At 34.0% G+C, this 12,361-nt stretch carries 8 protein-coding genes; 3 read left to right on the top strand and 5 right to left on the bottom strand.

Annotated elements, in window-relative coordinates; genetic code table 11:
* Positions 1–115: 115 nt before the first annotated feature.
* Positions 116–1,012, bottom strand: coding sequence for a hypothetical protein (locus AAGU07_RS02035; protein WP_342457556.1), 897 nt, complete (start codon positions 1,010–1,012; stop codon positions 116–118).
* Positions 1,013–1,545: 533 nt separating this feature from the next.
* Between AAGU07_RS02035 and AAGU07_RS02040 the strand changes: the two genes are divergently transcribed.
* From AAGU07_RS02040 to AAGU07_RS02050, 3 genes are all read left to right on the top strand, one after another.
* Positions 1,546–7,629 carry a hypothetical protein gene (locus tag AAGU07_RS02040; protein ID WP_342457557.1) on the top strand — a complete coding sequence of 2,028 codons (6,084 nt, stop codon included), beginning with the start codon at positions 1,546–1,548 and terminating at the stop codon, positions 7,627–7,629.
* 266 nt (positions 7,630–7,895) lie between these two features.
* A complete protein-coding gene (locus AAGU07_RS02045) occupies positions 7,896–8,201 on the top strand; it encodes a hypothetical protein (protein WP_342457558.1) in 306 nt (101 codons plus the stop codon).
* Positions 8,202–8,881: 680 nt separating this feature from the next.
* The gene (locus AAGU07_RS02050; protein ID WP_342457559.1) at positions 8,882–9,382 is read left to right on the top strand and encodes a hypothetical protein; all 501 of its coding nucleotides are present in this window, start codon (positions 8,882–8,884) and stop codon (positions 9,380–9,382) included.
* A 106-nt stretch (positions 9,383–9,488) separates the two neighbouring features.
* Here the strand turns inward: AAGU07_RS02050 and AAGU07_RS02055 are convergent, their stop codons facing one another.
* The 4 genes from AAGU07_RS02055 to AAGU07_RS02070 all read right to left on the bottom strand — a co-directional run bounded on the left by AAGU07_RS02055 (position 9,489) and on the right by AAGU07_RS02070 (position 12,317).
* The gene (locus tag AAGU07_RS02055; protein WP_342457560.1) at positions 9,489–9,602 is read right to left on the bottom strand and encodes a lasso RiPP family leader peptide-containing protein; all 114 of its coding nucleotides are present in this window, start codon (positions 9,600–9,602) and stop codon (positions 9,489–9,491) included.
* Between the two features lie 78 nt (positions 9,603–9,680).
* Positions 9,681–11,543 carry a lasso peptide isopeptide bond-forming cyclase gene (locus AAGU07_RS02060; RefSeq protein ID WP_342457561.1) on the bottom strand — a complete coding sequence of 621 codons (1,863 nt, stop codon included), beginning with the start codon at positions 11,541–11,543 and terminating at the stop codon, positions 9,681–9,683.
* Position 11,544: 1 nt separating this feature from the next.
* Complete coding sequence (locus AAGU07_RS02065; RefSeq protein WP_342457562.1) at positions 11,545–11,964, bottom strand: lasso peptide biosynthesis B2 protein; 420 nt, start codon at positions 11,962–11,964, stop codon at positions 11,545–11,547.
* Positions 11,965–12,023: 59 nt separating this feature from the next.
* Positions 12,024–12,317, bottom strand: coding sequence for a PqqD family protein (locus AAGU07_RS02070; protein WP_342457563.1), 294 nt, complete (start codon positions 12,315–12,317; stop codon positions 12,024–12,026).
* Between the last annotated feature and the right edge of the window lie 44 nt (positions 12,318–12,361).

Here is a 12,361-nt window from a genome sequence, read left to right on the forward strand (position 1 = left end):
CAACATTCAGATCAGCAAATTTCTAAATTTATAGGTTTTTCAAAAATCTTTGATTTTTACCCCCAAAAAGTTATGTTGGAGGGTTTTCTACAGAGCAGTGAAATTAAAAATTATCTTAATTCATTGTATCTTCTTCTACAATTTTTACGAGTTTATGAAGTTTGTCTAAAGAATTACCCGTATTTAAACGTTTCACAGGTACACATTTTACAATAGTCGCATATTCAGCCAGGTTTGTAGACTGTTCATTGCTTTGAAAAATATTGGCACAGTAAGAATTCCTGATTAGTTCTATTAGCGATTCTTGAGGACTTAAATTATTTACGCCTATCCTATCATCTTTTTCAATTATATAAATCCATTTTAAGGGTAGATTACCCTCATAAAACTCAGGAGTAAAACAGGACCTCTTTTTGGATTCTGAATGAATCCTTGGAAAAGCTTCTAAATCATTATTAAACATTTCAATAGTTTCAGGCCATAATTTGATCCTTGGAAACCCGGGAAATACAACAGGAGTTCCATTTTCATCAAATTCAACACTTGAAATATCATCACAAACTAAAGGATAACCTTTATTATTTAATGCTGCAGTTGTAGTGGATTTTCCGCCGCCGTTAAATCCCATAAATGCGACTGCACCGCCATTTATATTAACAGTGCTGGCATGGAGTACCAAACGGCCGCGCTGGTGAAGTAGTATTCCAAACGCGGGCCCTAAAATCAGTGCCCTTAAAAAGTTTTCTTCAATTCCTGTTAATGGATTTACTGTTATTTTCTTCCCGTGAGTAATTTCACAGATCTCTATATCGTTCCATATTAAAAAAACAGAATTTTCAGTCCTCTTGAAACTGCTGGCAACTCTAAAAATACCTTCAGATAATATGTCTTTTGATGATGAATCAATCTTTCCATACTCTATTTTAATATCAGTTCCACTATTATCCTTATTAAGCTCCGGAAAAGTGATTGTAGATTGAATTGATAGTCCATGGGCTTTATAGAAAAACATTTTGAATCACCAGTAGTCTTTTAATTATCCGCTTTTGTTATATACTTTTTCAACTAGTGTGATATTTTTCACATATAGCTGAACCTAAATCACTTTTATCACATATTTTCACATTTTACTTTAAAAAATAAGCAGTATTATTTAATAAATATTTGTTAATAGTACCAATTTTTGTCTATCTAACTTATTTTGTATAAATACCCCTTTAATGTTGGCGTTAGAATATATTAAATCAATATAATAAGATTTAGGGAATTAAACCAAATAATTTTTATTTTTACCACATTAAATGTAATTAAATAGTATTAATAATTGTGTAAATGCTTAACACTATAAAAAAACATTTATAAGATGTTTTCACATTATTTAACTATATAATATATATAATCGTGAAAAGACTCACAGAGAATACATGATTTTTTACTGATTTACACTAATTTTCACAAAACTACCACAATTTCACTTACTGGAAGAATTTCATGATTAATTTTCACATTAAAAATAATTTTTATAAATGCAAGAAGGAGATGAAAATGATTAGAAATACAAAAGGGGGTGAAAACCTGATAAATACAGTTCAAAAAAACAAATTAATACCTCTTTCATTGATTCTAATAATTTTAGCAGTCATATTCACTATGGGAATAAGTGATGTTTCAGCTGCTCAAGTTACTAATGTATCCTCTGATACAAATTTTTTATCTAATAACTCAACTGTAAATAGTTCAGTTCAATTAGGTCTGAAATATAATCAATCTACAGTAAAGAATACGTCAACTAATAAATCAACGACCTCAAAGTCTAAAACTAAGTCACCAGATCCTCAAATCTATAATAATGGGGTTCCCGTAGCTAGAGGATCATATGCTGCAGGATACGTTTTTAGCTCAATCCAGGCTGCTATCAATACTGCCCAGAGTGGAGATACAATAATGCTAGAAGCCTCTACTTTCACAGAACGCATTACTGTTGATAAAGCCTTAACCTTTGACGTGTTCAACGATGGCCACGCAACTATAGACGGCAGCAACGGAGGTAGAGTAGTTACTATAACTGTAACTTCAGGTACTGTCACCTTTAATGATATAACATTTACACATGGAAGTGTAAATGGCAATGGTGGGGCTATTTGGAACAATAATGCAGGTACCACTGTGAATGTAAATAATTGTATATTTACAAGCAATAGTGCAACAGGAAGCAATCATGATGGTGGAGCTATTTACAGTGCAGGCCCTTTATATGTGAACAGCTGTAATTTCACAGGCAATAGTGCAACAAGAAATGGTGGAGCTATTTGGAGCGGCAGCACCCTAACAGTAACAAACAGTAATTTCACAAGCAACTCTGCAGCAAATGGTGGAGCTATCTACAATAATGCAGGTAATTCAAATATAACTGGTTCTAATTTCATAAGTAACTCTGCAACAACCAGAGGTGGAGCTTTCTTCAATAATAATGGTGTTGCTACAATCCAATTTAACAGAATTGTAGGAAATACACCTGCAGGTAGTCAAATACGCCGAAATAGTGGAACAGTAAATGCTCCCAATAATTGGTGGGGAAGTAATTCGGGTTCTACTGGAAAAACATCAGGTACTGTGAATGTTGCAACTTACCTAGTTTTAACTGTAACAACTTCTACAAACTCCATTCCAACATCAGGCACTTCAACCATTACAGCGGATTTAACACATGACAATACTGGAGCTAATCATGATCCAACTTCAGGACACGTACCTGACGGAACACCTGTAACATTTACCCTTAACCCATCTACAATAGGTTCTTTAAGCACATCAGGTGGTGTCACAACTGACGGTAGTTTACAAACAACACTTACAGCAGGTTCTAATCCCGGCACTGCAACAGTAACTGCTGTTGTCGATACTGTATCAGTATCTACTCCCCAAATTACAGTTATTAGAAGTGACATATATGTTTCACCAACTGGCAGTGATACTACAGGAAACGGAAGCCAAAGTAATCCCTATAAAACTATTGCAAAAGGTATTTCAATGGTTTATCCCGGAGGAACAGTTCACCTCTTAAGTGGAACATATACAGGAACGGGCAATGTCAATGTAAATATTACCAGTAACCTTACAATTACTGGCGAAAGTAGAGATTCGACCATTATCGATGGCCAAAGTGCTAACAGAATTTTCATCATTTCAAGCGATTACAATGTTATAATCTCCAACATAACCCTAAGAAATGGACTTGCAAATAATGATAATGGCGGTGCAATCCAAAATAATGGGGGCACTTTAACCTTAAATAATTGTGCTTTCACAAGTAACAAGGCTACTAGAACTGGTTATTGGGATAATAATGACGTTTATGGTGGTGCTATCTATAATACAGGTACATTAACTATAACAAACAGTAATTTCACCAGTAACTCTGTAACATCAGGTTCAAATAATTATGCTTACGGTGGAGCTATTTACAATAGCGGCACTTTAACTATAACTGGCAGCAATTTCACAAGCAACACTGCAACCACATATGGTGGAGCTATTATCAATTATGGTACTTTAACTATAACTGGCAGTAATTTCACAAGCAACACAGCATACGATGGTGGTGCCATTTCTAATGGAGATACAGGTACATCCCCTACAGGTTCTCTGACTATAACTGGCAGTAATTTCACAAGCAACACTGCAACTTCAGCAGGTGGAGCTATATGGACACACGGTACATGTAATGTGACTGGCAGTAATTTCACAAGCAACACTGCAAATGATTCCGGAGGAGATACAGCAAAAGGTAGTGGTGGAGCTATTCGTAACTGGGGTACCTTAACCGTGACCGGAAGTAATTTTACATGGAACTCTGCCACCACAAATGGTTGTGCCATTTCTAATTACCAAGGTACAGCTAATCTCAACTTTAATAGAATTATAGGAAACGGTGCTAATGATATTAATGCTGAATACAACGGCGGCGCTTCTACTGTAAATGCTGAAAACAACTGGTGGGGTTCAAACACAGGAGCAAGTGCAGGAAGAATTACAGCTGCAAATGGCGCTTCAGTAGATGCTAATCCCTGGATTATTTTAAAAATAAATGCTTCACCTACCTCAATTCTTGTTGGAGGTACCTCCGCCGTTACAGCAGATTTGACCTGGAATTCAAATAATATACAGCCTACTGGAGGTCATGTTCCAGATGGAACTGTCAGTTTCTCAGGTACTTTAGGATCTGTAAATCCGACTAGTGGAGTCATGGTTAATGGATTAGCAACAACAACCTTTACAGCAGGTAATACATCAGGCACTGCAACCGTAAGTGCAACATTAGATGGAGTTACTGTAAACACACCAATTACCCTAAAACCCGTCGCTAACCTGGGAATTACCCAGACAGTAAATTCACCTGTAAATGTGGGCAACACAGTGACCTACACTGTCACTGTTAAAAATAACGGGCCAAATACAGCCCATAATATTAGAATACAGGACATTATACCTGCAGGATTTACTGCAGTAGCATCATTAGGAAGTTACAGTAATGGAATATGGACCATAACAAGCCTTGATAACGGAGCAAATGCAACTTTAACCATAACTGGAACAGCTACAGCTTCAATGGCAGGACTAACAACCAGCAATACTGCAACAGAGCTTGACCAGACAGAAGAACATACATCCCCATTACCTACCAGTACTGCAGGAGTTTATACTAAAAAAGCAGACGTTGCATTAACTCAGACTACAAGCAGTACTCCAGTAAATGTAGGTGATACTGTAACATACACAGTTACAGCCACTAATCACGGGCCAGATACAGCCACTAACATTAATATTAGAGATATTATACCTTCAGGATTAACCAATGTTGTAGTAACCCCATCTGCAGGGACAACTTACAGCAATGGGATATGGACAATACCAAATCTCATAAACGGAGGAATAGCTACTTTAACCATAGCAGGTAAAGCAGGAAGTGATATGGCAGGACTTACAACAACAAACACTGCTACCAGAACCAGCCAGACTGAATATAACAGTCAGGCAGCGACAAGTACCAGCAGCGGAATTTATGTTAAAAAGGCAGATGTTGTAATTACAAACACTGCAAGCTCAAATAATTTGAATGTAGGGCAAACAGGAACATTCACAATCACAGTAACTAACAATGGGCCAGATACAGCCACAAATATTGTTATAAACGATCCATTACCAAGCGGATTTTCAGCCAGCGTAACTGGCGGAACTTACAGCAACGGGATATGGACAATTAACAGTTTAGCAAGCCAACATTCAGTAACTTTAACATTCACAGGATTAATAACCTCTGCAATGGCAGGGACAGATATAACCAACCATGCAACAGAAACACAGACCGAATACCCTCCTGCAACTATAACTGACGCAACAATACACGTGAACAAAGCCAATGTAGCTATAAACAAGGCAGTTAATGGGGTTAGTAAAGCTATTGTGAATGTAGGTGACACTATAACTTATCTTATAACTGTTACCAACAACGGGCCGGATTCAGCTACAGGATTACAAATAACTGACCTGGTACCTTCAGGATTATCTAATCTGGCTTATAGTGCCAGCACAGGTACATACAGTTTAGCTACTGGATTATGGAATATTGGTACTTTATTAAAGAGTGAAACTGCAACATTAACCATCACTGGAAAAATTACTGCTGCCATGGCGGGGCTAAACATTACCAACTATGCCAATATAACAGCTCAAAATGAATACAGCAGCTTACCAGTAGTATCAGCAGCTGATGTTTATACCAAACTTGCAGAAATTAAACTCAACCAAACTGCTACTCCCAAGGCGAATGTTGGAGACACTGTAACTTATAAAGTATATGTTACCAATAATGGACCAGATACAGCCACAAATATGGTCCTTAGTGATATGCCTCCATCTTCATTGAGCAATGTGCATGTCACAGCTTCCATTGGATCTTACAGCAATGGAATATGGACAATATCAAGCCTTGCAAGCGGAGAAACAGCAATATTAACCATAACTGGGACAGCTACATCATCAATGGCAGGAAAACTTGTAAACAACACTGCAACTTTAACCGCGCAAACAGAGTACGACCCAAGCACAATAGGAGATTCAACAACTGCAGGTGTTTACACCAATGAAGCCAGTGTAGTTGTCAGCAATACTGCAAATTCAAGCAGTTTAAATGTAGGACAAACCGGAACATTCACAATCACAGTAACTAACAACGGGCCAGATACAGCCACCAACATTAAAATTAATGATGCACTCCCAAGTGGATTCACATACTCAACCACTGGTGGAAGTTACGATGGAAGTGTTTGGACTATTGACAGTCTTGCAAGTGGAGAGTCAGTTACTTTAACCTTTACTGGAGTTTTAACTGCTGCAATGGCCGGAACAAACATAACCAACACTGCAACAGAAACACAAACCGAATATCCATTTACAGTAACAATTTCAGACGCGGCAATCCATGTGAAAAAAGCCAATGTTGCTTTAAGCCAGACTGGAAGTTATTCTGGAAATAAAGTAACTTTCGTAGTAAAAGCTACAAATAACGGGCCAGATACAGCTACTAATATAAATATAAAAGATTTAATTCCAGCAGGGCTAACAGGAGTAAGTGTAACCGTAAATGGTGGAACTTATGACCAGGCTACAGGAATATGGACCATATCAAGTTTAGCTAATGGTGAATTTGCAACTCTTACTATAACTGGAAATGCAACACCTCAGACAACTGTTAGCAATACTGCTAATAGAACAGCACAGGATGAATATAACGGTGAAAATAACACAATAACAAGCAGTACATATGTACCTAGTGTAGATATTAGGGTTAGGCATTATCCTTGGTATTATAACTTAGTAGATAATAATTACCAGTATGAGTATTTAACTGGTAATACTCCAGTATTTTATGTTTTAGTATCCAATACTGGTACGGATGATGCTACAAATGTTCAATTGAAGTATACAATAGGAACTGGCTATACCTATCAAGGTTTTGATACTCAAGGCATTGGAACAGCCACATATGACAGTTCAACAAGAACATTAACATGGAATATTGCTTACTTGCCTAAAGGAGGTACAGTAATACTTAAAATCTTTACAGGTTGTTTAACAAGTGGAAATAAGACAGCAGCTCTAACAAACATTGCCAATATAACACATATAGATCAATATGACTCCAACACTGCCAATAACAATGCAAGTTGCGCTTTGATTATAGATCCATCTTCAGATATTGGAATAAACCAAACATACACAACATCCACAGAAAGTGGCACAAATTATGTAACTTACACCATAACTGTCACAAACAACGGACCAGACAACGCTACAGGAGTAACCGTAACAGACAAACTACCAACAGGACTAACATACTACCAAATCTCACTAGACGGAGGCATAACCTGGATTAACTCAGACGCATCCTACAACCAAGCCACTGGAGTATGGACCATAGGTAATCTTAATATCGGTGACCAGAGAGTACTAATGATTAAAGCAATAATTACAGGAACTGGAACTATCAAAAACACAGTCACAAAAACACAAACAGGAAACGACTGGAACACAGACAACGATGCAAAAATAACCACATTAACTACCTAAAAACAACTAATCACAAAAGGGTTTATAACCCCTTTATTTTTATTTTATGAAAATTATTTAATTAATTATTCAACACTTTAATTACTAAATTAATTAGTCTTTTAATTCTCAAAAAGTATAAATGATTTTTTATCTTAATTAGGTATATGCAAAAATTGAAACTCACTTATAAACGTGAGATATTTTATTTAACCATTAGCATTTTCTTTTTTACTCTTTTTTTAATGTATATATGGAATTTCACGGTAGATGATGCTTATATATCTATGCGTTATGCCGAAAACTTAGTTTCAGGACATGGTTTAGTATGGAATGTGAATGAAATCCCTATTGAAGGTTATAGTAACTTTTTATGGGTTTTGATCATAGCATTAATCATTTTTTTTAAATCCGATCCTGCATTTTACTTAAAAATAGTAAGTTTAATATCTTTAATGGGGATTGGATATCTTTACTGGATATTTTCCAAGCAAATTTTCCAAAAAGAAAAAAACGAAGCATATTTAGGATTTTCAATTGCAATTCATTTTCTACTTGCAAATCCTGCAACAGCTATACATACAGTATCATGACTAGAAACAATGCTCTACTCTTTTTTATTTTTAGCATTAATCTTCATAGGGTTTAAGATAATTATTTCAAATCAAAACAAATATTATTGGATTTTATGTATTTTATCACTTTTGATTAGTCTTTTAAGATTTGAAGGAATATTAATATCCAGTGGAATGATATTATTGATATTTATTTATCATTATATAAAAGAAAAATCTTTAAAAATAAATAAATCTCATCTATTTCCCTTGTTTATTGTTTATCTAATCCCCCTTATGATTTATATGATTTTTAGATATTATTATTTCCATGAAGTATTTCCTTTACCTTTCTTCGTTAAAACTTTAACATTAACTAGTTCCATATGGTTCATTAAAAGCTATTCATCTTGGATTAGATCGTTAGAATACATAACTCCATTTATCTTAGTAATTTTCTTAGGCATTCTCTCAATTATAAAAAATAGGATTAATCAAGTCGATAATTTTAAATTAATTATTCTTTTGATAATGGCAGGAGTTACATTAATTTTTGGAAACATCATATATCTTCCAACTTCACTTATTATGAATTATGCAGATAGATTTTTTTATCCATCATATGTACTAATCTATTTTATTTGTGGTGTTTTTTAGCCATTTTATTTAAAGAATTAGATAGTGTATTATATCACAAAAGTCATTTAAAAAGGGTATTAATGACTTTAGCAGAAATATTATTAGTTTTCACGTTGCTAATATCTAACGCTACTTTCTTAAGTGAACTATCATATTACCATTCATATGATCAAAAACTCAAAGATACTCAGATTGATATTGGCCAGTCTTTAAAACCATTTTCTAATTATAATTATACTGTAGCATCTGATTTCGCTGGTTCCCTACCATACTATTCAAGTTGGAAGGATTTAGATATTCTTGGACTTAACGATAAATTTATCGCTGAAAATGGAGCAGCAACACCAGAATATTTAGAGGGAAAAAAACCAGATTTAGTAATTCTACCTTTTAGAAATGGAAAAATAGCATATTCTGCTAATTATGAGGAACCATTCTACAATTTTGTTAAAAAAAATAACTATGTAATTGTAAATACACTCTATTGGAATAATATTTCTTATATATACTACCTTAATCCAAAAATTAAAAAATTTAATGACATTAAAAAAGCAATTTTATCTTCAAACAAAGAGTATTAATCCAAAATTTGGAATATTAACTCTTTAACGTATACTTTTCATTTTATATGTTTACTAACCAATTAAAATTAGAAAATATATTAAAATCTAAAAATAAAGCATACCTCTATGAATCACCATGAGGTTCACCCGGTATAGTTCCCCCGCCTTTTGTGATTTCATTCACGTTCCCATATATGCTAAGCTCAGGTTTTTCGTACGTAACTTTTTCTTTTGTCATATTAATCTTCCTACAATTAAATTATTATATTCACAAGTATAATTGCATTTTTATTGCTTATATACATTTGTAAATTATTTATTTCAACCAAAAAAATAATATTAAAGCAAGATACAAAAAATAAGTATCAGTGTACGAAATTCTTTTATTATGTTCATATTTTTTATAAATTTTTTTAAGTTTTTCAAAATTCATATAATCTTTAATTATTTCACCATTTCTAAACATCATTTCCAAAGACTCTTTTTCAAATAGAAATAAGTTCCTTGTAAGAAATGGGCGGAAACTTGCTTTATTGGTACGCCATTGGACTTCTGAAGGAAGTATTCCTTCCATCGCAACACGCTGAATAAATCTGTTCCATACTTTAAATTTCATTTCAGTCGGTATAGAATAACAGAACTCAATAAGTCTTTTGTCATAATAAGGATATCTTAAATCAAGAGAAAATGATTCAGACATTAGATCTAATGTTTCAAAATGTTTTTGAGCACTATCACCACTAAGCGAAAGATAATGATATTTTTTAGCCGTGTTTACTTTTGTAAATTTTTGAAAATTATTAGGATATTCATTTATTTTTTCATTAATTTTTAATTCCATCATAAAATCTTTATTCAAGTAACTATAAGAGTAAAAGAATTTTTTTAATCTTTTCTTTAAATTAGAGGGAATCAATGGATAAATGACATCATGGATAACTTTTTTATAGACACTACTCCCCATAAGTTTTGAGGAAGCTCGAATCTCTTTAATTAATTTATACCACTGAAATGTAACGGCTAATTCAAGAAAGTAATTTTTTCCAGTGTAGATGACATAATCACCACCTGCACCACATAATAAAGTTCTTATACTATTATTATGCATTTCTTTAAATGAACTCCTAATAATAGGTAAGAAAGGATTTGAATAAGGCTGATCTTGATAATATAAACTAATATTTGCTTGTTCTAATGGACTTATTTTGTCACAAAGAATATAATGGGCGTTAATTCCACCTGTATTCACAACTTTTTTAATATAAAAACGCTCATCAATTTGAGGAAATTCATCAAAAATGTATGAAAATGTGTTTAAATCAGGGCAATGATAATTATTAGCCATATTAATATTTTTTGCAGTACATACTATAGATGAAGAATCTAATCCACCACTTAAATCAAATCCAATTGGAAATGCACTACGTAAACGGCATCTTACCGCTTCTTCAAATATTTCACGAAATGAATTTATATAATCCTCTTCAGAATTCATTAAGGTCTTAGAATTTGGATCAAGTTCCCAATACTTTCTTAATTTATTTTTATTTAGGTAAATTGATAAAGAATGTGCAGGAATCAATCTTAAAATATTCTCATAAAAAGTGCATATTTTATCTTCAATATATTCTATTTGTAGAAAAAGTGCTATTTTTATCTCATTCAACTCACGCGGAACCCCTGGAACACAAAAAAGCGCCTTAATCTCCGTCCCAAAAACAAACATCTTATCATCTAAATAATAGTAAAAAGGCTTCACACCCATATGGTCCCTGGCACAAAACAACTTTTCCTCATTTTTATCCCAGATAACAAAAGCAAAATCTCCCAAAAGCTTATCAGGACAATCTTCACCCCATTTTTCGTAAGCTTTCAAAATAAAATAGCTGTCTGATACTTCCTCGTTATCTTCTATATCCAGTTCCTTTGAAAGCTCGTCCCTGTTGTCTATCCTGGCATCAACTGTAATAACAAGTCCTGAATCATCTTCAAAGGGAAGTTTTTCATGTAAAGATTCTGGAGTTGTCCAGAGCATCTGATGACCTAAAGCAATTGATCCTTCACACCAGACAGCAGATCCATCAGGTCCCCTGTGAGAAAGCCTGTTGTTCATCTTTTTAATTAGTTCTGGATCAACTTTTCGCCCATCCCTGTAAAAAATCCCTGTAATCGCGCTCATCTTATTTTTCACCTATGTTCAATATAGGAGTATATTCAACTTCTGATTCACCCAGAATTATTTTATCATCAGATTCTAACCATGCATGGGCTTCAAATTCCCCATTATTTTTGGAAACTCCTATTTTAAGGTTAGAATTATAATTCTGCCCTGCAAGTAATATCTGCGCAGTTAAAGCACGAGTAAGACACGTGGCCTTAGGCACATATCTGCTCATAACCGCAACAGCCCAGGTCAATTTTTCAAGGGGAATAGCGTGAGATTCACCTGAAACTGCAGTGAATCTACTTATAACCTTTTGAATAACCGAAAAAGGGAGTATCCACAGCATTATTCTAATTACCCATAGTAAGAAGAAAGATTTAATTAAAATACATTTATCTTCAAAAGTCAATTTTAAAAAACTGCGAATTATTCCCATAACATCAACATAACTTTATTCTACATGCAAAAATTTTGTTTTTGCGGTTCGGAAAATTTTCAATTTTCCTCAACTTCAACAAGCCCTTTATCTGAAAGTTCTGCAATTAGTTCCACCAGGTCCTTTTCACATACTTCTTCTGAAACATCGTACTCTTCAAGGACTGCATCACGAATTTCAGCCACAGTTTTCGGTTCTTGGATAATAATATTCCATATAAATGCCCCTACTGGATTTAAGCCGTAATAAACGCCGTCTTTAAGACCTAAAATTACAACTTCATCTTCCACGTCGCAGTGAACCGCTTCCTTTGTGACAGAAATCACAGATAAATCAGATATTTTATGTATCATGTTATCTCAATTGCTAGTTAGATCATAAATATTTATAGGAAGCA

It is taken from the genome of Methanobacterium sp. (assembly GCF_038562635.1).
In the GTDB taxonomy this organism is placed as follows: Archaea; Methanobacteriota; Methanobacteria; order Methanobacteriales; family Methanobacteriaceae; genus Methanobacterium_D.